General features: G+C 45.0%; 17 protein-coding genes. 11 read left to right on the forward strand and 6 right to left on the reverse strand.

Annotated elements, in window-relative coordinates; all coding sequences use genetic code 11:
• The 3 genes from tamL (at nt 1) to ECHVI_RS18085 (ending at nt 4163) form a co-directional block, all read left to right on the forward strand.
• Nucleotides 1-2418 carry a translocation and assembly module lipoprotein TamL gene (gene tamL / locus ECHVI_RS18075; RefSeq protein ID WP_015267471.1) on the forward strand — a complete coding sequence of 806 codons (2418 nt, stop codon included), beginning with the start codon at nt 1-3 and terminating at the stop codon, nt 2416-2418.
• A 244-nt stretch (nt 2419-2662) separates the two neighbouring features.
• Complete coding sequence (gene hemF / locus ECHVI_RS18080) at nt 2663-3571, forward strand: oxygen-dependent coproporphyrinogen oxidase (RefSeq protein ID WP_015267472.1); 909 nt, start codon at nt 2663-2665, stop codon at nt 3569-3571.
• A gap of 4 nt (nt 3572-3575) precedes the next feature.
• Complete coding sequence (locus tag ECHVI_RS18085) at nt 3576-4163, forward strand: phosphatase PAP2 family protein (protein WP_015267473.1); 588 nt, start codon at nt 3576-3578, stop codon at nt 4161-4163.
• Nucleotides 4164-4412: 249 nt separating this feature from the next.
• Here ECHVI_RS18085 and ECHVI_RS18090 read toward each other — a convergent pair whose 3' ends face one another.
• Complete coding sequence (locus ECHVI_RS18090; RefSeq protein WP_015267474.1) at nt 4413-5000, reverse strand: riboflavin synthase; 588 nt, start codon at nt 4998-5000, stop codon at nt 4413-4415.
• A 134-nt stretch (nt 5001-5134) separates the two neighbouring features.
• On the opposite strand from ECHVI_RS18090, the gene ECHVI_RS18095 reads away from it, so the two are divergent.
• The 6 genes from ECHVI_RS18095 to ECHVI_RS18120 all read left to right on the forward strand — a co-directional run bounded on the left by ECHVI_RS18095 (nt 5135) and on the right by ECHVI_RS18120 (nt 9391).
• A complete protein-coding gene (locus ECHVI_RS18095; protein WP_015267475.1) occupies nt 5135-5788 on the forward strand; it encodes a protein-L-isoaspartate(D-aspartate) O-methyltransferase in 654 nt (217 codons plus the stop codon).
• Nucleotides 5789-5928: 140 nt separating this feature from the next.
• Nucleotides 5929-6471, forward strand: a complete 543-nt coding sequence (locus tag ECHVI_RS18100; RefSeq protein WP_015267476.1) for an acyl-CoA thioesterase — start codon at nt 5929-5931, stop codon at nt 6469-6471.
• Nucleotides 6472-6649: 178 nt separating this feature from the next.
• The gene (locus ECHVI_RS18105; protein WP_245553365.1) at nt 6650-7213 is read left to right on the forward strand and encodes a hypothetical protein; all 564 of its coding nucleotides are present in this window, start codon (nt 6650-6652) and stop codon (nt 7211-7213) included.
• A gap of 6 nt (nt 7214-7219) precedes the next feature.
• Nucleotides 7220-7543 (forward strand): DUF3817 domain-containing protein, encoded by a 324-nt coding sequence (locus ECHVI_RS18110; protein WP_015267478.1) that lies wholly within the window; start codon nt 7220-7222, stop codon nt 7541-7543.
• A 20-nt stretch (nt 7544-7563) separates the two neighbouring features.
• Nucleotides 7564-8580: a hypothetical protein gene (locus ECHVI_RS18115; protein ID WP_015267479.1), complete on the forward strand. Its 1017-nt coding sequence runs from the start codon at nt 7564-7566 to the stop codon at nt 8578-8580.
• Nucleotides 8581-8902: 322 nt separating this feature from the next.
• Nucleotides 8903-9391, forward strand: coding sequence for a Dps family protein (locus ECHVI_RS18120; protein WP_015267480.1), 489 nt, complete (start codon nt 8903-8905; stop codon nt 9389-9391).
• Between the two features lie 827 nt (nt 9392-10218).
• On the opposite strand, the gene ECHVI_RS18125 is transcribed toward ECHVI_RS18120, so the two are convergent.
• Entirely contained in the window at nt 10219-12768 is a 2550-nt protein-coding gene (locus ECHVI_RS18125; protein WP_015267481.1) for a phosphoenolpyruvate carboxylase, read from the reverse strand.
• A gap of 332 nt (nt 12769-13100) precedes the next feature.
• Here ECHVI_RS18125 and ECHVI_RS18130 point away from each other — a divergent pair, with 332 nt between their 5' ends.
• A complete protein-coding gene (locus ECHVI_RS18130; protein WP_015267482.1) occupies nt 13101-14279 on the forward strand; it encodes a lactonase family protein in 1179 nt (392 codons plus the stop codon).
• Between the two features lie 710 nt (nt 14280-14989).
• Nucleotides 14990-15181, forward strand: a complete 192-nt coding sequence (locus ECHVI_RS18135) for a cold-shock protein (RefSeq protein ID WP_015267483.1) — start codon at nt 14990-14992, stop codon at nt 15179-15181.
• Nucleotides 15182-15245: 64 nt separating this feature from the next.
• On the opposite strand, the gene ECHVI_RS18140 is transcribed toward ECHVI_RS18135, so the two are convergent.
• From ECHVI_RS18140 to ECHVI_RS18155, 4 genes are all read right to left on the reverse strand, one after another.
• Nucleotides 15246-16226, reverse strand: coding sequence for a glycoside hydrolase family 43 protein (locus ECHVI_RS18140; protein ID WP_015267484.1), 981 nt, complete (start codon nt 16224-16226; stop codon nt 15246-15248).
• Nucleotides 16227-16235: 9 nt separating this feature from the next.
• Entirely contained in the window at nt 16236-17531 is a 1296-nt protein-coding gene (locus ECHVI_RS18145) for a D-alanyl-D-alanine carboxypeptidase/D-alanyl-D-alanine-endopeptidase (RefSeq protein ID WP_015267485.1), read from the reverse strand.
• A gap of 140 nt (nt 17532-17671) precedes the next feature.
• The gene (locus ECHVI_RS18150; RefSeq protein WP_015267486.1) at nt 17672-19084 is read right to left on the reverse strand and encodes a SusD/RagB family nutrient-binding outer membrane lipoprotein; all 1413 of its coding nucleotides are present in this window, start codon (nt 19082-19084) and stop codon (nt 17672-17674) included.
• Between the two features lie 12 nt (nt 19085-19096).
• A complete protein-coding gene (locus ECHVI_RS18155) occupies nt 19097-22192 on the reverse strand; it encodes a SusC/RagA family TonB-linked outer membrane protein (RefSeq protein WP_015267487.1) in 3096 nt (1031 codons plus the stop codon).
• Nucleotides 22193-22414 lie beyond the last annotated feature (222 nt).

The raw sequence follows: 22414 nt of genomic DNA on the forward strand, positions 1-22414 counted from the left end.
GTGAATAAAACCAAATATATAAACTTTATTCTTGCCTTGCTGTTGCTTTCGTCATGTTCTTTGACCAAGGGGCTCAAAGAGGGCGAATACTTGGTTTATGACGTGGACCTTAAAGGCATTAAAAAAGCCAATGAAGCAAAAGTAAAGCAGCTGATCAAGCAAACGCCCAATACACGTGTGCCCCTGATCAACTTTTCACCGGGCGTATTCATTTACAATATTGGTGCCGCCACCTATGACAGCACCAAAGTGGCCGATAAGATGGCTTCCCTACAGGCCAAACAGCGTGATATTCAGCAGCAACTGGAAGAGTCTCCCAACAACAACAAGCTCGAAAAGAAATATTACAAATATTCCAGCAGGCTGGATGACCTCAAAAAAAAGTTCAACTATGGCAATTGGTTTATGCGGACGGGAAATCCAAAAACCATCCATGACAGTGCCAAAACGGCCGAATCCGAGCGGGAAATCCAAAATTACCTGATCAACCACGGCTTCTTTGATGCGGAGGTAAGCGTCCACGAAAAGCGGAAAAAGAAAAAAATGCTCATCACCTATCTGGTGTCCGAAAACAGTCCGTACCTCATTGACAGCAGCTACACCAAAACAGGAGATGCCAATATCTCCCGCTTGCTGGAACGGGACGAGGAAAACAGCTTGGTGCATACTGGTCAACGCTATAACCAAGACAACCTCACCAAAGAACGCCAGCACACCGAGGACCTGCTCAAAAACCACGGTTATTATACGTTTTCAAAATCCTATATTGAATACAACGTCTACAAGGACACTGTGGACAAAAACGTCGTGATCGAGCAGGTCATCCGAAAACCGACCTTTGCCGAACAGCACAAGGTCTACACGATCGATTCGGTGATTTTTGAGATCTCCAGTCCCACGGACGTCATTTCCGATCAGGAGGTCCGGCGAAGCTACGATGACATTTCCTATATCATGTACCGGGACCGCTATGCCGAGAAGATCATTGACTCCCGGGTATTTATCGATAAAGGCGCGCTGTACAACAAGGAGGAAGTGCTCGAAACCCAACGACAGCTGGCCAATTTGGACATTTTTCGGTATATCAACATCTCCTTTGACACGCTGGGCAACCACATCACCACGCGCATTCAGACCCAGCCAAATGAAAAATACCAAATCACCAATCAGCTGGGAGCCAGTATCACAGAGCAATTGCCCGGGCCATTTTTCAGCCATTCCCTTCGAAACAGGAACCTCTTTCGGGGCTTGGAGATCTTTGAGTTTAATTTTCGTGCCGGACTGGAAGGTGTGGCCTCGGCCACGGCAGAAGGCGGAGTATACCGCAGCCGTGAACTGAGCACTTCTGCCTCCGTGATCTTTCCGCAGTTCTTGCTGCCTTTCAGCAAAAGAGGCCTCAAGCGCTACGGGCGGTACAATCCCCGCACCAGGACCCTGATCGGGTATAATTATGTCAACCGCCCCGAATATGTCCGTGAAGGTTTTAACACCATCTTTGCCTATAATTGGGCCACCAGAAACCAACGGCAGCAATACACAGTAAACCTGCTGGATGCCAACCTCATCCGGTCAAACCTGGATCCTGCCTTTGAAGAAAGGCTGATCGAACTCCAAGAGCAGGGCAACAACCTGATCAATTCCTTTCAGTCTTCCTTTGTCAGCAGTATTTCGGGCCAGGTCATCATTAACTTTAACCAGTATGGCCTTTGGCAAAGAAACCGCTCTTCCCTGTGGCGCCTAAACTTTGAAAGCGGTGGCACCACCATCAACCTATTGAACAAGTCCCACTTTCAGGACCGTAACCTGAAGTACTTCCAATTCCTGAAGTTTCAGTCAGATTTCAGAAGGTATATTCCCCTCAGCCGAAAGAGCACCTTTGCCTATCGCATCAATGCCGGGCTGGCCGTTCCTTACGGGATAAGCGACGGGGTATTGCCCTATGAAAAGTACTTCTTTGCTGGAGGAAGTACCAGTATCAGGGCTTGGTCACCGCGGAGATTGGGCCCGGGCTCATTCACTCCTCAGACAGATGAAGAAGGGAATTTTGATTATCGGTACGAGCAGCCGGGAGATATCCTGTTAGAAGGCATGTTTGAGATCAGAAGGGAACTCTTCGGGTATTTTGACGGGGTGTTTTTTGTGGATGCCGGAAACACCTGGACGTTAAAAGAAGATCCCACCCGGGAAGGATCCCAATTCAAGCCCAAAACCTTCGTCAGGGAAATTGCCGTGGGGACGGGCATCGGGTTGCGGATGGATTTTGATTTCCTGGTCCTCCGACTGGACATGGGCATCAAGGCCATCGATCCTGCCCAGCCGGAGGGAGAACGTTTCGTGCTGGATAACCTGTCCTTTAAAAAGCCCTTGGGAGAAAAGGGACAAACCGTATTTAACATTGGTATTGGATATCCTTTCTAATGGCTTAATTTTGGAACATTGCTGCAAGCGGCCCGTTCAAGCAATGGAAATGCCGTCTGATGATCCGCATCTTCACCGAGCTAAAGGCGCTCGCACCATGTTCGTAGAAGGCCTGCGGCTGCAGTGGCCAAAGGATTGAAGTGACCGGTTTAGCCATGAAGTTTTGGGCTTCCTTCCAGCCAATAATGGTAGATGGATGGATACCTGTGAATAATTTTACATTGAATCATTGACCGATAGATAAATGCCAAACAACATCAGCAAAGAACAGATTTCTGAAGCTTTTAAAACCATTCAAGACCATATCTGCCAAGCACTGGAAACAGCTGATGGCAAGGCCAAATTCCATGAGGACCTTTGGGAAAGAGAAGCAGGAGGCGGTGGCCGCACGCGCATTATCAAAGACGGAAACGTCATCGCCAAAGGCGGCGTGGCTTTCTCTGCCGTCCATGGCCCCACACCCGAAAAAATCCTGAAAAAGCTCCAGCTAGAAAAGGCGGATTTTTACGCGACGGGTGTGTCCATCGTGATCCATCCCAGCAGTCCCATGGTTCCGATCATCCACATGAACATCCGTTATTTCGAGATGAGTGATGGCACCTATTGGTTTGGCGGTGGCATAGACCTTACGCCCCATTACGTGGACAAGGCAGATGCCCGTTACTTTCACGAGCAGGTAAAGGCCACCTGTGACCAATACAATCCTGCCTTTTATCCCAAGTTCAAGAAATGGGCAGACGATTATTTTTACCTTCCCCATCGTAATGAAACCCGCGGAGTTGGAGGGATTTTCTTTGACCGGTTGACGGCCTCAGCGGAAAACTCCTTTGAATCGATTTTTGAATTTGTAAAGGCCATCGGTTACCTCTTTCCGGAAGTATACGGACACTTTATGCAAAAGAATGCCCCCCTGCACTTCGGAAAAAACGAGCAAAAATGGCAAGCCCTGCGACGGGGAAGGTATGTGGAGTTTAACTTGGTATGGGATGCCGGAACCAAGTTTGGGCTGGACACCAATGGACGGACGGAAAGCATCCTGATGAGCATGCCACCAGTGGCGGAATGGGCATACATGAACATCCCCGAGGAAGGCAGCAAGGAAGCCGAAACGCTGGAATGGCTCAAAAAAGATATTGACTGGATAAACGTGTAAGCCCGTGATAGAAACACTGAAACAATGGGACGAGGAGCTTTTCCTTTTCCTAAATGCCCAGCACCTGGACTGGCTGGATCCAATAATGTACGGCATCTCAGGCAAACTGATTTGGCTGCCATTTTATGCGCTATTGGTTTATTTGATCATTAAAAATGCCGGCAAAAGCAGCATTTGGGTGTTCATTGGAATTGCTTTGGCGATTCTCTTTAGTGACCAATTGGCCTCTGGTTTTATGAAACCCTTCTTCGAACGGCCCCGCCCATGCCATGATCCCCGGTGGGAAGGCATCATGTTCAATTACAAACACTGTGGCGGCATGTATGGTTTTGCCTCGTCCCATGCCTCCAACACCTTTTCACTGGCCACCTATTTGCTATTGACCTTCCACCGAAAAGTCAAGGGATTTGGCTGGATGTTCCTGTGGGCTGCGATCGTTTCCTATTCCAGAATTTACCTGGGCGTCCACTACCCTGCCGATGTGACCGTCGGTGCCTTGGTGGGCATGCTTTCAGCACTCATCGCCTGGTGGCTCGTCATCAAGATCAAAATGACCACCATCCGAAAAGTGGAAGAAATGGATGAGGGATAAGGGGTTGGAAGGGTTGAAGGTTGGAAGGTTTTAATGTTGGAAGGTTTGACGGTTTGGGCGTAGGTATTCTGGATCCTTACGTCTTGTGTAGTCCACTGTCAGGCAGTTAATTTCCATTGATTAGGTATGAGACGCTAGATGCTAGATTTCCCTTCTTACTTCAAATCATTGCCCCTAACTTCCCTTACCCAAATAGCATTGCTGCCCCTGTAAAGGAAGAAACATTAAAATACCACATGCTTTGGATTATCAATCGTACCCCTTTACCATCCGCTGGATGTACTTTCCGACAATATCAAATTCCAAATTGACCTTGTCCCCTTCTTTCAGCTGATGGAAATTGGTATGTTCATAGGTGTAAGGAATAATGGCTACGGAAAACCCTCCCGGCTTGGAGTTAAAACAAGTAAGACTGGTGCCGTTGATGGTAATGGAACCTTTTTCTACGGTCACATTGCCAGCAGCATCATAGGAAAAATCAAACAACCAGCTTCCATCTTGGTTTTCGACCCGCGCCACCGTTCCGATCTGATCGACATGTCCCTGTACGATATGGCCATCAAAACGGCCATTTGCAGGCATGCACCGCTCCAAGTTCACCATCGTGCCTTCCTTCCATTCCTGTAGACTGGTTTTTTTCAGGGTCTCGTCAATGGCCGTCACACGATAAACCTCACCGGTGACTTTTACCACAGTCAAGCACACCCCATTATGGGCCACCGATTGATCCACCTTCAATTCACTGGTAATGGGAGATTTGATATCAAAATGGATATTTGTACCTTCTTGGGAAATGGCGACGATTTCGCCCATGGTTTCTACGATACCCGTAAACATTTTCACACTAAAATTTAACGTTCATAAAATCAGGCAATAAGTAAAATTGCCCATTCAGGATTAAAATTAAGCGATTTAATCCATTAACTTAGCATTAAAAAGAAGTTTCAACGCAAATAAGTTCACTTATCATCATGATAAAATTGGAGGATAGCTATTCTCATAAAGGCCAGCGAAAGGCACTGGTAAAGACACTGGAAAGAAAGGGCATTATGGACAAAAAAGTACTGGAAGCCATTGCCACGATTCCCCGGCATTTCTTCTTTGACAGCGCCTTGCACAGCCATGCCTATGAGGACAAAGCCTTCCCCATCGGCGAAGGTCAGACCATCTCCCAACCTTTTACCGTGGCCTTTCAAAGTGAGCTCTTGGCCTTGAAGCCCGGTGACAAAGTCCTGGAAATCGGCACCGGATCTGGTTATCAAGCGGCCATTCTCTACCTACTGGGCGCAGAGGTACACACCATCGAGTACAACCAGCACCTGTATCAACGGACCAAAAAGTTTCTTCCAAAACTGGGGATCAAAGCACACTTCTACCAAGGAGATGGCTCCATGGGCATTCCCGAAAAGGCTCCCTTTGATAAGATCATCGTCACTGCCGGGGCCCCCATCGTGCCGAAAAGCCTGTTGAAACAATTAAAAGTAGGCGGCATTTTGGTGATCCCTGTAGGGGACCGTAAAACCCAAAAGATGATGAAGCTGACCAAAAAGACCGCCAAGCAAATAACCCAAGAGGAATACGATAGCTTTGCTTTTGTGCCACTGCTGGGCAATGAAGGATGGTAAAGGAGTATCCAATACTGCTTATGTCAGGGAGGACAATGTTAGCAACAGTGTATGTATTCGAAATTTTATTTTATAAATACCGATAAAAAACTTGATTTCTAGAGTATTTATTTTGTATTTTCGTGAAAAATATAATTAAAATGGGAAAAATAAAGAAAGTACAGGAATCTGAAGTAATCATGACCGAGATGGTCCTTCCCAATGACACCAATACGCTCAACAACCTGATGGGGGGCAAATTGATGCATTGGCTGGATGTGGTCGGTGCCATTGCAGCCCAAAAACACTCCAACAGGATCGTGGTGACCGCTTCGGCAGACAGTATTTCTTTCCAGCATCCCATTGCCCTGGGCAATGTCGTGACACTAAAAGCCCAAGTGACCCGGTCCTTTAACAGTTCCATGGAGGTCTACATCGAAGTATGGGCAGAAGATATCCCTGCCAATATCAAAACCAAAACCCATCGGGCATTTTTCACCTTTGTGGCCGTGGACCAAAATGGCCGCCCCATTGAAGTGCCCAAGCTGGAGCCTACCACCGATGAGGAAAAAGAGCTATTTGCCGGAGCCCTCCGCAGGCGCCAACTGCGTTTGGTTCTCTCCAAAAGAATGGATCCCAAAGATGCCGTTGAGCTCAAATCCATCTTTGGACTGGAGGAGGCATTGGGAGCCAAGAAGGAGTAGCGACCGGCTGTAGCGGCCGGATCAATCCTCACCCCATCAACCGCTTCCAAACCAAGTGACGCTGGAGAAAAAATCATAAAGCGTACGTATTCCCACCATGACCGTCGAGACCTTTACATGAAGTCCTATAAAAGTTGTTTTCAGGGGATTTTTTGATCATTTTAGCCGTATGGAAGAAATGGATATCGACAAATTGGGATTCTTCATTGAGGAAGATATTTTCCTAATCCCGGAGGACGCCCAAGAGATCTTATTGGCCGATAAATTCAAGGATGTCGCGGAAGACATTCCTGAGGAACTCGCCGAGGATACGGAAGAAACCACCGCAGGGGCTGCCCCTGAGGAAACCAATCCCCTTCCGTCATTGGCTTATGATGGGGATTTTGAAAAAGGGTTACTGGTCATCCATCAGGATGATCCATTGGGTGAGGATCTAAAGACATTTTTGCTAAAGATACTCAGGGCTGTTTCCTATTCGCTGAAGGACATTGCCTTGGTGCCCGCTTCTCGGGTAGCCGAACTTCCTCCAGAGGCTATCCTGCAGCTTAATCCACACAAAGTACTGGTTTTTGGACGGCTGAACCATCCCATTATTCAGCACAAAGAAACCGCATACGAAGTCACCAGTGACGGGGAAACCGAATTTCTTTTTGCAGATGGCTTGCCGGTCATATTTGAAGATGAAAGTCTCAAAAGGCAACTGTGGAAGAGTTTACAGGTACTTTTTAACATTAACAAATAGAAAAAAATGAATACCGAACATCAATTAAAAATCCTCAACAGGTTTAGGATCATCAGTTACGCAGAGGGCATTTCGTACCTGCTGTTGCTTTTTGTGGCAATGCCGCTGAAGTACACCATGGACATGCCCTTGGCGGTCAAATATACAGGCTGGGTGCACGGCATCCTCTTTATCGTGTATGTATACTTGGTTTTTCCCACCCGCCGAAGCCTTAACTGGTCCTTTCGCAGGACCTTATTTGCGCTCATTGCTTCAGTATTGCCTTTCGGCCCGTTTCTATTTGACCGCAAATTGAGACAGCAAGAACATCAATTGGAAGACCAGTCTTAACCGGCCATCCCAAGGGAGTTATGATCGATAAAAAGAAACATATCTATCCGATCAGCAGTGGATTGCGCACCTATCTAATCAAGTATGGCAGGGAAGTGGATATTCCTGTCCATTATAAAGAACTCCTAAGATTTATGAGTTCGATTTCCCTCTATGATTCCCGGGGAAATGACACCCTCTGGGAAACGGTCTTTTTTAATGAGCAGGACCGCGCGGACATCCATTATAACCTCCGGAAAATCTATGCCATCCTCAAGGCCGAAGGAGACATGAGTGTCATGCAGCATTTGTATGTGGACCGGGTGGACCTGTGTACCTACGGCAATACCAAGCCTTTCCGCGTGCGGATCGTCAACCGCATCAACGATAACTTCGATTATTTTTACGTAAAAACCGCGGACGCCTCCCGGGTTTACGGACTGGAACTGGAGCACCTCCTCTCCCCTAACCGGATCAGTTACTTGGTATATCAGGACACCTTGATCGAGGAACACATTGCCGGCATTCCCGGGGAGCAGTTTATGCGTACGCATATCAGGGATCCCCTGCTCAACCCCATCCGGATCTCCAAGGAGTTTGTCAAGTTTAACGAACGATGCTTCGTACGGCTGCTTGGGGACATGCATTCCTCTAACTTTGTGGTGGACGTGACGCCAGATTTTGAAGAAGTCCATTACCGGATCAGGGCCATTGACTTCGACCAGCAATCTTATGAGGGACGTAAGACCATCTATCTTCCCCAATATTACAAGCAGAACAACACCCTCATCCAGCTTGGCATCAAGCATATCACGCCCGAATCCATGGCCCAATACCAACGGGAAGAGCGGGCGTTGATCGCTTTTAGACTGAAAACTTCTACCATGGAAATCGAAGACATCCTGCACAGCATGGAAGGGGACACCATTGCTCCGCCAGAAAATGTCGAAAGCCTGAAGGAGGATCTGGCCAAGCACTACAAGACATCCGTCTTCATGGACTGTAAAAACATGGGGGAAATTCTCCGTCACAGTCTAAGACAGGTCTTGCACAAGTAACTTTCACCGATTTTAGGGACCTTCAAAATCCAACAAAGGCCCTCAGGCTTACCTAGTCTCCTGTCGCCCAGTTATTTTTACATATATCAATTCCAAATTATTGTTAAATCAAAACATTTACACATCCCTGACGGTTAGATTACGTATACTAAAGTGTTACTTGGCACAGAATATGTTTTAAACATATCAACCAAGACAAGGTGAAATCAAAAGGATTTTACCTTCTTTTCAGAATATAGGTTATTTTCATTCTGAAGATAGCCACAACCTAAATAGTAGAACGGTTAATTTATTAACGTTTAATTTTAAAACCATCACAACTATGATTACTTCAGAAAAAAGAGTTTTTAAAAAATTGGGTTACAATGCTGACGAATCGGAAAAAATCGTAAAATCGCTGAATAAGCTATTGGCAAATTACCATGTGCACTATCAAAAACTCAGGAATTTTCACTGGAATGTAACGGGTGGTGATTTCTTTGACCTGCACGAAAAATTCGAAGAGTTATATACCGAGTCATTTGAAAACATCGATTTGATCGCTGAAAGGATTCGGATATTCGGCATGACGCCACTAAGCCTGATCAAGGACTATTTGGAGCATTCCGATATCACCGAAGTAGGTACTGACCTGCCATCAGATGAGATGGTCAAAGAGGTACTTAAGGACTTTGAGATCTTGGCAGAAAACATGAACGATTGTGCCGAAAAAGTTGCCGATTTAGGCGATTCCGCCACAGAAGACATGCTGATTGCCATGATCAAGAGCATAGAACTACATCACTGGATGCTTACTTCATTCCTGAAGTAAAAATTCAGTCTAATACACAAAAAAAGCCCCGATCTCGCAAGATCGGGGCTTTTTTATGCCTGTGTGTTTTGAAATAAATGAAGGGGCTAGCCTACGTTTATAGCTAACTCTATCCCTAACCATCATTGGCTGTCATGCGAACGCTGATAAACAGAGATGGGGATCAAGCGGTAAAGTTAGGAAAGGATGTTGGTTGGTGCTGATAGCATGCAAATGGCGCAGGTTATGAAGATTTTCGCTGGTCTATTCTGAAAGTACCTCCCTAATAGGCCATCACCTTGGATTTTTCAGCCCGAAAAGAGGCTTTCAAACGGATATTTATCCCAAACCCCATTCTGAAATAGAAGGCTGAAAGCCTTCTATCACCCTACCCCAAGGCAAGGCCTTGCCTTGGGGTGCAGATTCCATAATTGCTTCCTTTCAGGCTAAAAGCCTAGCTCAGGACTTCGGCAAACACCGCCTTGATGATCATTAGGATCAAGTCACTTTCCAAGGGACGAATGTTGACATGTTCTTATGAAATGTTAAATGATGATTTCCGCCATAGACACTGAACGGGTTTTAGCGGGAATTTTTGGGGATTAGGGAGGGCAAGGCGGCTAAAACCGGCTATGTTATGGGGCAATTTACCATAGGTGAACACCATGGCTATGGATGTGTCGAGGCTGTCTCATAATTAAATAATCCGTCATCATGAGGATAAATCCTGGTCCTCCAGAAATATGGTGTGATCCGTTTGATTTGCGGTTGAATATACCCGATATGATCAAAAAAAATCCCGCACTCCAACGAAGGAATGCGGGATGATAATGATAATCTCGTACGTATCAGGCCGCGTTCCTTGCGGCATTGATAATACCAAACATCGTTCTCAAGATCAGTTTTTGTAAAACCGTATTTTCTTTACCGGTTTCCAGCATTTCCTGAATGGCATATTGCTGAATGGTAATCAAAGGCAATACAATCTTTTCCCGGATGGCTATGGATTGGCTGCTGACAGCATTGTCCTCCAAAAGCTCATGCATGCCGGATATTTCCAATATCTTTTTGAAAGATTGCTGGTACTCCGAATGCATCAACTCCCAAAACTCACCGTATTCCTTATCGTTTTTCAAATAAGCTGTGGCAGGATAATAAGATTTTGCCAGTGATTGCATGGAATTGCCCATCAAAGAGCGGAAGAAAAGAGAATCTTGGTAAAGCTTGGTTACCTGATCCTTCTTGCCTCTTTTTTCCATTTCGGTAATGGCTTTTCCGACTCCATAGAAACCTGGAATATTTTGCTTCATCTGCGCCCAAGATCCCACGAAAGGAATGGCCCTCAGGTCTTCAAACTTCATGGCCTCCCCTTTGCTTCGCTTCAAAGGACGTGAACCAATATTGGTCTTGCCAAAGAATTTCAATGGCGTCACTTTTTCCAAGTACGACACAAATTGCGGATGGCTCTTAAATTCTTTATAAGCCTGATAGCTGATATCGGCCATCTCATCGATCAAAGCCCGCTGATCATCTGTCAGCCTGTTTTCTTCGGTCGGATACAGGTGGTTTTCTAATCCTGCACTGAGCAGTTGCTCCAAGTTATAGGTACAAGAAACCGGTTTGCCATAGTTGGCACTAATGGTTTGCCCCTGGATTGTCACTTGGATTTCCTCATTTTCCACTTGGTCTCCCAGTGAAGCGTAGAAGTTGTGCATGTTTCCGCCACCTCTGGCCGGAGGTCCTCCTCGACCGTCAAAGAACACTACACTCACTTCATACTTTCTGGAAGCCTTGGTGAGTTCCTCTTTGGCGCGTAAGATGGACCAGTTCGCTCGGATATACCCGCCATCTTTGGTACCGTCAGAGAAGCCCAGCATGATGCTTTGCTTGTTGCCTCTGGACTTCAGGTGGCCACCGTATACAGGGTTGGAATATAGGCGTTCCATGATTTCCGGTGCCGCTGCCAAGTCATCGATGGTTTCAAACAAGGGCACGATATCCAGTTTCAAGTCTCCTTTGGGAGCCAATGTAAGCTTGTTCAACTGATATACTTGCAGAATGTGCAATTCCGATTGACAGTTGGAAATAATGTACCGGTGAAGGCCTTCACTGCCATTATTGTCCTGAACATAGCTGATGGAAGCAATGCTTTCCAACATTTCCTGATGGAACTCATCCTTCAGGGTTTTAGGGTTAGGCAATTCCGTGAAAGAAAGGATCGTTTCGATCTGCTCTTTTTCGGTGCCTTCCTGGTATTTCTTCAGGGCATCTTTCCCCTTGGTCACTTCAATGATCTCTTCCCAAAGGGCGGCGTGTTTTCTACTGTCCTGGCGCATGTCCATGGAAGCGAAATAGAAGCCAAACACGTTTACCTTCAGGATAAATTCGTCCAGGATATCCAAGAAAAGCCCGTCGTGGGATTCAATGATAATCTCCCTTGCTTTCAAAAGGATCTTCAGCAGGTCCTCTTTGGATTTCAGCACTTTTTCTCCTCCGTACAAGGTCTTATAAATGCCATTTTCCGCTTCCAGCATCAAGGATTCCACTCCTTTGAAGGTCATTCTTCTTCTCACTTTCCGCACATCCCGGTAAAGACACCTAAGGATCGTTTCCTGCAATTTATCCGCTACGTCCATGGTAATCTGATGCGTCACGAAAGGATTGCCATCACGGTCACCGCCTGGCCAAAAACCTACTTTGAGCAGGTCTGGGTTGTCCCATTCGTGCAGAGGGATGTCCAGCTTTCTGAGCACCCTGGCCATGATATCCGGAATACTCTTATAAAAGACATGCTCCAAAAACCAGCACAAGCTGACAGCCTCCTCATAAGGGGATGGCTTTTCCTTGTTGATAAAGGCCGTTTTGCCCAATTGCCGCAGCAAGGCATCAATGCTGCCCAAATCATCTTTTCTAATGGCCGATTCCAGATCGGTGATGATGGCCAGTACATTGCCCGGATAAAACTGTGTAGGGTGAGCTGTCAGGGTCAGGCGAATGGAGAACGTCCTCAGCTTTTCGATGAGCTCGGCCTTCTTCTTGTCACTTTCCACTCGGGAAATCAAGGCGTTCATGGTACCTTTACCCTTTACGTCATTGATTTTCTCGAATGCAGCATCTTCAATAGAGTCAAAAAGAACCACCTGTCTTTCTACATATTGAACCAGCTGAAACAGTAAATTGTGTTTTTCTTTGGATGAATTAGAGGCCAACATGCCCTCAAAAAACGAGTTGATAATCTCTTTTGGGGTTTTCCCCTCGGCAAAACCTTTTTTACATTCCGAAGATAAAATGGGAAGCAACGTCCCCGTTCGGTAGATGTCATCAAAAGGCAAGTCTAGAAATAAACTGTTGTAAATGGTAAACCGCTTGGCTACCTCAGTCTGGTAGGTATTTGACATGGTTTATAGTTACTTTTTTATGAAAATTTTAATTTAATCAAAATTTGTCGAATTAAAAACAATTTGATCAAAAACAACCCTAATTTACAATAAAATAATTACAAAAACACTGTTTTCGTTGATTATTTTATAAAAAAACACAGGTTTCACCGATGATTTAGCAAAACATTGAGTGAATTATTCAAGTATCAAAATCCATACCTCAAATTTTCCCGCACACCCAATACAAAACTAACAATCAGTATATCAATACATTACAAAATTTCTTTCTCAAATTAAGCATACGTTCTAAATAATAATTACCTTAAACGCCTTAAAAAAACGATAATACAGTGAAATCAGCCTTTTACCTTTTAATGCTCGTAGCCATGTCCACCCTTTTTGCTTGCAATTCCTCTGAAAAGCAAGCAACATCTGAATCTTCCACTGACAGCCTGGCCTCCCCCATCACCTTTTGGTTGGGAACCTATACCTCCAAGCCAAGTGATGGATTCCACCTCATCCAGTACCATCCCGAAACGTCCACTTTCGATTCGGTGCTCATGGAAAGCGACATTAACAATCCTTCCTTTGTCATTTCAAATCTGAAAAGGGACTTGGTCTTTACGGTTCAGGAGGAAGGCGGAGAAAATGGTGGAAGTGTCTGTTCTTTCCGCTTTGATCGATCTGCCAACAGCCTTAAAAAGCTCAGCACAAGTGCCTCCCAAGGAAGCGGCCCTTGCTACATCACCCTATCCCCTGATGAGAAATTTATTTTTGCCGGCAATTATGGGAGTGGTGACTTGGCCGTGCTGCCCATAAACGAGGACGGCACCCTCGGTGAAGCTGTCCAGACCATCCAGCATACAGGATCCAGTGTCAATGAAGGCCGGCAGTCGTCTCCTCATGTCCACAGCCTTGTCTTCCATCCCAATGGAAAGCAGCTCTTCGTAGCAGACTTGGGTACCGATAAGGTCTCCATTTATAATTATGATCCCGACCGGAAGGAGCCGCTCACGGCCTCTTCTCCTGCTTCCTTTACGGTAAAGGCGGGATCGGGGCCACGTCACTTGGCATTTAACCAATCAGGGGACAAGATCTACCTCATTCATGAGATAACCTCCGAAGTTGGCCTGTACGATTACAACCTGGATGAAAACAAGATCACCCACTTGGACAGCTATGCCCTCACGCCACAAGGCTTTGAAGGCGAGAAAGGAGCAGCGGAAATAAAAATCAGTGATGATGGTCAGTTTCTCTATGCCTCCAACCGCGGTGATTCCAATGAAATAATCGTTTTCAGCATCAACGCCCAGACCGGTACCCTAGACAAGATCCAAGCCATCAGTTCTGGCGGAAAGACTCCCAGGAACTTTGCTTTGTCTCCAGATGGAACATTCCTCTTTGTCGGCAACCAAAACTCCGACAGTATTCTGGCATATGAAAGGAATCCTCGGTCTGGTATTATCAAAAAAACCAATGCCAAATTGCCCATACACCGCCCAGTATATTTCTTCATGTTAGGTGAATGATCGTACTTCAGTTCAAGCCATATAAAACCATTGCAAATCTGTGCTCATCCTATTTATCAGCGGGCAAAATAGTTTTAATGCTTTTCATGGAAGTTGGCCCAGTATTTTCCGCCTTTGTCCGAGGAGGATACAAAAGGCGTAGGTGACCACCTGCGCCCTAAATGGCTCGCCCATGTGGAAAGTTCCAGAGGAACCGCCAATTTAAATGGCCTCTACCGTATTTTCCAGATGCGCGAGCGTTGCGATCTCCTCGGAATCTGCATGTATTATATGCAAAACACCTTATGTCAGGTACCGCACCATACTGCGTACTTTACTACTCCTAGCGTTTATTCATCTAACCAAATACCCCAAGATTTTTGCTTATCCCCATATTTCTTTGAATTGCCAACATTAATTTATTCGCTGATTTACAAATATTTATTGCTCGAAAATTATAAAAAAAACAAGTGTACCTAAAAAAGGTAAAAATCAATTATATGGATTAAATAGAAATTTTATATCGAATTGGATCGATAAACCTAAAATAAAACCACAAACACCTCACAAAACCTCCACAAAACATTGCGACAAAAACCAAGGCAATAGGTGAATTATATATTACGGCCATTTTAACTTTCAAAAAAATATTTTATTCAAATAGTGCAAATGTAAAAACAATCACTACCTTTGGTTCATTAATTAAAACATCATTTATTATCATTATTATTATGAACACAGGAAGAGTTAAATTTTTTAACGAGTCTAAAGGATTCGGATTTATTATTGACGACGAGTCATCTAAAGAATATTTCGTACACATCACCGGTTTGGTAGATGAGGTAAAAGAAGATGACGAAGTGACTTTCGACCTTAAAGAAGGAAGAAAGGGTCTTAATGCCGTGAATGTAAAATTATCTTAAGATATAGCATTTAGTGACATTATCATGAGAGCTATCAGCTGCAGCTGATAGCTTTTTTTATTTTTCACCTTTCATAAAGGTAATGCCAGCTTTTCGGGAAAACGCGCCATCCCCTATTCCCTGAAGCGTCTTGATCCAATTCCATCTTAATTACTGCCGTCTTGCGGGGACTAACGGTGTGCTGATCATGGTGGGTGTGAAAGACATAGTTCCATTGTCCTTTCTCATCCTTGAACACATCTCCATGCCCGGGCCCAGGCACCTGCAGCATTTGCTGATGTAAAATCGGATTTTCATCGGCTTTTTTCCAAGGCCCTATTGGCGAGGTACTGACAGCATAGCCCACGGCATAATGCTTGCTCCTAAAGTCATTTGCACTGTACAGGAGATAGAAAAGCCCTTCATGCTCCACTATCGTAGGCCCTTCTGTCACGGTCCATTCAGCAGATTCAGCATTTTCCCAGGGAGCCGTAGCCTCGATACACAAATGCGTACTGCCTGGCACCAATCCACTGTAGTCATCTTTTAGCTCCGTCACAAAAATTCGGTTTCCGCCATTGGCTACTTTCACATGGTACAGGTAAGTCTTGCCATCGGGAGCATTAAAAACAAAGGGATCGATCATACGCTGCTCCAGGCTGATGGCCGCCTGCTTCGGCTGAACAAAGGGACCCAAAGGGTTATCACTACTGGCTATGGCTATTTGCTCATTTGCCGTATAAGCCATATAATAGCGGCCATCCTTTTTAAACACTTGGGGTGCCCAGAATCCTTGATCTCCATACACCTTCTCCTTGCTGAGGCAAAACCCTTCAGGTAACTTCCCAACAGGCCCCTCCCACTGCTTAAGATCACTGGACCGATACACCAAAAAACCTTCATCTGCCCTACTCGTCCCATACAGGTAATAGGTGCCATTATCATGAAAAATGGTGGGATCGGCAAGGGTAATGACCTGTCCTTGCTGAGCACTTATTTGGCCAAAAGAAAGAAAAACCATCAAAAGGACAAGGATCTTCATGCAATCAATCATCGTTACATTCATGAGTTTTATTCAATACTGATCATAAATCAAATAAAGTACCTTTTCCATTTCCTTTTTCAGCTCACTGGAGCTGATCACATAATTATTGTGCATAAAGCTAAAATGGAGTGTTTTGCCGCTTTTGGTAAGCAAATAGCCGCTTAGGCAGTGGACACCGCTCAGGGTACCGGTTTTGGCATAAACGTAGGGATGCTCATCATCGGACTTGTACCATGAACGAATGGTACCGGATGCTCCTCCCGATGGGAAATAGGCAAAGATCTTCTCTTCGGGCACCTCTTCTTTGATCTTTTGCAAGAGTTTAATGATACTTCTAGGGGTGAATTTATTTTGACTGGAAAGGCCTGATCCATCGACCCACTGAGGTGCATCCGGGAGGTCGGACAAGTAATTTTCTTCCAAGTATTGGATAGCACCTCGGACATTGAGCGAATCGGAAAGCTGGTCTGCCACCAGTACCATCAATTGCTCGGCCAGGAAATTATCGCTGATCTTTAGCATTTGCTTGTACAGAGAATCCGTTGCGATTCCTTTCAACTTTTGATGCGGCCTATTTTTGACCTTGTCGTAATCGACCATCATAATGTCTTTACCCAAGGTATCCGCTAACATTTCCTTGGTCAGCTGGGCGGACGTCACAAATGGCTTATCCGTTTCAAAAGACAGTTCTTCCCCCACCACATGATACCGAAAATCATTGATATGCTGCGATCTTACGATCGCATATTCCCTGGCAGGTAAGCTATGATCTTCCTTGATCTGAGGAGCTAAAAAATGAGGGGAAAAGCTAAAGTTGTCCGCTTCGGCTGTTTTGGTAAACCGGACGATATTGCCGTATACCGGCATAGCAGAACGTTCTGGGCCATAATAATAATGAAACCAGTTCCACGACCACCCTGAAGCATAGGCCTGCACTTCGTCAAAATTGTCCGCCATGTACAACCGTTTATCGGTATTGCCCAGCATATCGAGCACCGTGCGGTCTTCAAAGTCAGGATGCATCAAAGAGGGATCACCCGTTCCCCAAAAAATCAGGGAATCACCACTTTCCACGTAGTCCAGTGCATTCACCTGATCACCAAGCACCTTATACGCTGCATAAAACGTAAACATTTTCGTATTGGACGCGGGGGTGAAATACTTATCTTCATTTAGCGCATACAGCACCTTGTCTTTGGCAGGATCGACCAACATAAAGCCGGTAAACCCTTGGTTGAACACCTCCGAATCGCGCACTGATTTTTTGACTTTCTGTACCGTGCAGGCGGCAAACAAAAGGAAAAGCACTGGTAATAATTTTTTCATGGCGTGGTTGGTTTTCGTAAGAGTTATCGTTAGCAATTAAAAAAACCACAGATAAAGCTGATAAGCAAGGTATTGGGATGGCTCCTCAAACACCTACGCACACCTATCTTTATCTGTGGTTAAATAAGGTTTCTCAATGCTTATTCAGCATCCCAGAATATGCGATCAAGCAATGTTACACTTGGCACATTCTGACCATTTCTACTGACCTCACTGTCAGGATAAGCCAATCTTCTAATGAACTGACCGTTTAAGTCAGGATTAAGGTTAGCAGGCGTGCTCATATCCTTATAAGCATAATCAAACCTTCTGGCATCATTCCAAGTTTCAGGATGAAGGAACATGGCTACCCATTTTTCCTTGAATATATCCTCCATGGTAAATGCTGCTTCTCCCATGCTAACGCTTGGATCAGCCAAGTAAGCCGCTTTATCCCCTTCCTCAACTTCTATCATATCCATATGCGCCTCAATCCCGTCAAGATATGCCTGATAAGCCCTGGATTTATCTGAATCAAATGCCGCTTCCGCTTCGATGAATTTCTGTTCGGCATAGGTACCGATCAAGACGGGAGATAGTTCAGAGGTATAATATTGTCCCTGGATCAATGTCGACCTGGCACCCTGCTCTGGAGCATTGCCCCTTCCTGCACCATTGACTGTACCGACAAATTCTCCATCGTCTGTAGTCCCCACCATCAAAGCCAATCGCGGATCAACAGCCGGATAGGAAGTTCCATCCAGTGCTTGGATAAACTGCTCGGAAATCCATCCTCCCAAAAGCAAATTGGCATTGTCCCTGGCCACAGCAGACCAAGGGTTAATGCGTTGCTCAAAGAAGATCACCTGAGCATTATCATCATTTGAGGAGAAGCCGTTTTCCACCGCAGTTAACACTTCTGCAGCACTATACCCGGCACTACCTTTCATGTGGATCATAAATCTGGCCTTCAGCATATTTCCAAATGCAACCCACTTGTCCACATCACCGCCAAAAATAAAATCATCCTCAGCGATAGAAAATGTCGTCTCTCCATTGAGGTTTTGGATACCCTGGTCCAAGTAAGCCATCACTTGGCCATACAAATTCTCATCGTCATCATAAGCAGGCGTAACCGTCTCGAAATTAAAACTTTCCGAAAAGGGCATGTTACCAAAAATGTCCACGCCCATTCCTAGATTAAGGGCCATCATGATCTGGGCAGCACCCAGATAGTGCCCTGCTCCGGTCTCCTCAGCCTTTTCAATCATGACATGAAGATCCGTCATGACATTATACAAGTCAAACCAGGTACCGCTATAATTTACAGGTTCCATGGTATCGGTAGAGCTAGCTGGATTAGGCGAGGCTAAATACTGCACATAAAAGGATGTAAAACTCCCTACAGAATAAGTATTTAATGCAGTCTGATACGTCACATTGGTCATCAAACCTGCAAGCGGCGCATCCTGGGGATTGTTGGGGTTTTCATTCACATCCAAATAGGATTCACATGAACTGGCAAACAAGACCACAACAGCCCAAACGATATATTTATAGTTAAATCTCTTCATTGCAATCATTAATTAGAGTCCTAGATTAAGTGTAAAGAAGAAGCTTTGCACACCTGGATATCCCAATCCGGTAAAACCCACGGCATTTCCACCCGCTCCGGCGGAGAATGACTCCGGATCAAAGCCGTCCCAAGGGGTGAACAATATGATATTGTTTGCTGCTACAGATGCCCTGATAGACCTAAACGGAGTATTTTCCAATAGCTCGGTGTTGAAGTCATATCCCAAGGTGATGTTTCTCAACTTGATAAAGCTAGCATCTTGTACAAAGTTTTCACTGATCCCCCGGTAGGTATTCCTCCAATAACCGGCACCGTAATCCCTTCCATCAGGTCCAACTCCCTGTCCTAGCCATACTTCTTGGGTATTGGTGGAGCCATCAGCCAATACGCCATCAAAAACAATGGACTCGTTTCGAATGGCGGTATAATCATTTTTCCCAAAAGCTGATAGGAAGTTGTCAAACTGGTTATACTGCTTCAAATCTGCCCTGAAGTCAATTAGAAAACTCAAATCAAAGTTTTTATAAGAGAATTCATTTTTAAGTCCTCCAAACCACTTCGGAACGGCATTCCCCAAGATCAATTGAGACCCGTTTCTAACAGGGAATCCATCTGCACCAATCACCCTAGGAAGGCTGGACTGTGCCATTGGATTTTCGGGATCGGCACCATACCGCTGATAGCTGGTACCATACATGTTACCATAAGCATCTCCTTCAATCAGCTTCATCGTCACGGTACTTCCTCCGTAACCAAATTGACTTCCTACGATAATTTCATCAATCCCTTCTCGGATCCCTACTACTTCGTTTTTGTTCTTGGTCATATTTCCAGTCACCGTCCACTTAAAGTCACTGGTCTCAATGATATCAGCCCCAACAACCAATTCTATACCGCTATTTTGGATTTCACCTGCATTGGTGATATAAGAACTAAAGCCTGTGGCATCCGATATTGGAACAGGGATGATCATATCCTTTGAGTTGGACTTAAAATAGGTCACATCCAAATCGAGCCTGCCATCCAAGAAAGACAATTGGGTACCAAATTCAATTGAAGTAGTCAATTCAGGTTTTAGACCAGGATCACCAAAGGTACTGTTTCTGCTGAAGCCTACCTGGCCGTTTAATGGGAACACGCTAGGAGACACAAAGGTAGCTCCTAGGATATGGGGTTGGGTATCTTTACCCACTTGCGCCCAAGAAGCCCGGATCTTACCAAAAGTGAACCACGAAGGCATATCCATGTTCTCACTGAACACATAACTCAAATTTACCGATGGATAGAAAAAAGAGTTATTGTCCTTAGGAAGCGTAGATGAAATATCATTTCTTCCAGTCAGGTTAATAAACAAGAAGTTCCTATAATCTACGGTGAGGTCACCATAAAACCCTACCAAACGCTTAATTTGGCTATCTTGACTTGCAAATATTTGAGCGGTATTATTAAGGTTATAGAATTCTGGAATCACAAAATCAGAACCAGTAGAAACCACCCTGTCATATCTCCGCTCAAAAATATCATTCCCTAACCTTAACGTTGTATTCCAATCACCAGAGAATTGCTTTTGAAGGGTAATGTAGAAATTGGATGTCAAATCCCGCGCATTGATCCTGGTTTCTTCAATAAACCCGGTAGAGCTTAAAGCTACTTCACCGTCAATGCCTTTAGGCCCAGGGGTAATCTCCGTCCTACTGTCACTGGATACATCTGTACCCAATCGATAAGATAACGTCAACCAATCTGTTGGTCGGTAATTCAAATTGATATTTCCAATGATCCTATTGACATTGTCCTCATAGGTAGCAAATCGTGCATCGTAAATCGGGTTGGTATTTCCATACGTTTTCATGGTACCATCTGGATTGATGTAATCCCGAACATCCTGCGTCTCCGCCCAGTACATCATTCGCTCCATAAACCTGTCATGCGGCACACGGTTACCGCCTGAATTGGAAAAATTCATCGACCCGCTAAAGTCAAATTTTTCACTGGCCTTTACCGAACCACTCAGTTTTGCAGTTGTCCTGCTCCAATCACTGAAAGGAATGATCCCTTGCTGATCCAAACGGCCAAAGGAACCATAGAACGTAGCATTTTCACTACCTCCAGAAAAACTAATGTTATTATCAATGTTTAATCCCGTATCAAACGCCCTGTTCCAGTTGTCCTGATACTTGTGACCAGGCACGGTTTCTGCCACCTCTGCAATCGGAGCTCCCCACGCTGGCCAAAAGCTCGACGGATCATATTCACCACTAAACCCTTGACCAAATTGGTCTTGGAGATTTGGTAATTTAACAAGCTTATCCATTCCGATGGAGCTGTTGATATTGATCCTTGTCTGCCCGGCCTGTCCTCTTTTCGTACGGATGATCACCGCACCATTGGCAGCCCTAACACCATACAAGGCGGTTGCCGCAGCTCCTTTCAACACGGACATGGACTCTATGTCATTCGGATTGATGTCCGCTGCCCTGTTTGACATACCCCGCGGTGTATTCCCTGACTCAATGGTTGAGTTATTGATGGGAACACCATCCACTACGAATAGTGGTTGGTTATTGGCATTGGGGTCCAGGGAGTTGATTCCCCGAATCACGATCCGAGCACTTTGACCTGGAGCACCACCCGAATTGGTGATTTGTACTCCGGCCACTTGACCTTGAAGTGCATTGACCAAGTTTGGCTGCTTGGTTTTCGTAATCTCGTCTGATTCCACCACTTGAGCAGCATATCCCAAGCTTTTCTCGCTCTGGTCGATATCGAAAGCCGTCACGACAAATTCCCCCATCTCCGATACATCTTCTTCCATCACCACGTCGATGGTGGTTCGGTTTTGGATGGCCAAGGTCTGGGTAACATAGCCCAAATAGGAAAAAACCAACGTCCCTTCCCTGTCTGCCACATCAATGGAATAGTTTCCATCCAAGTCTGTCACAGTACCGGAATTGGTTCCCTGTAACAGTACACTCACCCCGGGAAGTGGCTCGCCGTCTTCCGCAGTCGTTACCGTTCCGGTGATCGTTACTTCTTGGGCATAGGCCGAGCCTACTAGCAAAAAGACGAAAACCAGAATGGATAATTTTGTAAAGGTTCTCTTCATTAGTAATTGATTTGTGGGTTACTCAACTTAATTTAAAATTATATTCTTTAATAACTTAATAAACAAAACTATAATCTATATAGATTCATTTCACCGAAACCTACCAAACATAATATGTCAATTTTGTAAATTATTTGTTAATAAACAAACCGATAAAATAAAATTTAGATAATATGACAAAAGATGTTTTTTCACGCTTAACGGGTATAAAAAAAAGCCTCG

The sequence above is a fragment of the Echinicola vietnamensis DSM 17526 genome (genome assembly GCF_000325705.1).
GTDB classification, from domain to species: domain Bacteria; phylum Bacteroidota; class Bacteroidia; order Cytophagales; family Cyclobacteriaceae; genus Echinicola; species Echinicola vietnamensis.

Excerpts from the sequence above, each read along its gene's own strand:
- hemF (WP_015267472.1), top strand. The coding sequence starts at position 2,663 with ATGCCAAACAACATCAGCAAAGAACAGATTTCTGAAGCTTTTAAAACC.
- ECHVI_RS18150 (WP_015267486.1), bottom strand. The coding sequence starts at position 19,084 with ATGAAGAGATTTAACTATAAATATATCGTTTGGGCTGTTGTGGTCTTG.
- ECHVI_RS18125 (WP_015267481.1), bottom strand. The coding sequence starts at position 12,768 with ATGTCAAATACCTACCAGACTGAGGTAGCCAAGCGGTTTACCATTTAC.
- ECHVI_RS18135 (WP_015267483.1), top strand. The coding sequence starts at position 14,990 with ATGAACACAGGAAGAGTTAAATTTTTTAACGAGTCTAAAGGATTCGGA.
- ECHVI_RS18095 (WP_015267475.1), top strand. The coding sequence starts at position 5,135 with ATGATAAAATTGGAGGATAGCTATTCTCATAAAGGCCAGCGAAAGGCA.
- ECHVI_RS18090 (WP_015267474.1), bottom strand. The coding sequence starts at position 5,000 with ATGTTTACGGGTATCGTAGAAACCATGGGCGAAATCGTCGCCATTTCC.
- ECHVI_RS18100 (WP_015267476.1), top strand. The coding sequence starts at position 5,929 with ATGGGAAAAATAAAGAAAGTACAGGAATCTGAAGTAATCATGACCGAG.
- ECHVI_RS18145 (WP_015267485.1), bottom strand. The coding sequence starts at position 17,531 with ATGAAAAAATTATTACCAGTGCTTTTCCTTTTGTTTGCCGCCTGCACG.
- ECHVI_RS18140 (WP_015267484.1), bottom strand. The coding sequence starts at position 16,226 with ATGAATGTAACGATGATTGATTGCATGAAGATCCTTGTCCTTTTGATG.
- ECHVI_RS18105 (WP_245553365.1), top strand. The coding sequence starts at position 6,650 with ATGGATATCGACAAATTGGGATTCTTCATTGAGGAAGATATTTTCCTA.
- ECHVI_RS18155 (WP_015267487.1), bottom strand. The coding sequence starts at position 22,192 with ATGAAGAGAACCTTTACAAAATTATCCATTCTGGTTTTCGTCTTTTTG.
- ECHVI_RS18110 (WP_015267478.1), top strand. The coding sequence starts at position 7,220 with ATGAATACCGAACATCAATTAAAAATCCTCAACAGGTTTAGGATCATC.
- ECHVI_RS18115 (WP_015267479.1), top strand. The coding sequence starts at position 7,564 with ATGATCGATAAAAAGAAACATATCTATCCGATCAGCAGTGGATTGCGC.
- ECHVI_RS18120 (WP_015267480.1), top strand. The coding sequence starts at position 8,903 with ATGATTACTTCAGAAAAAAGAGTTTTTAAAAAATTGGGTTACAATGCT.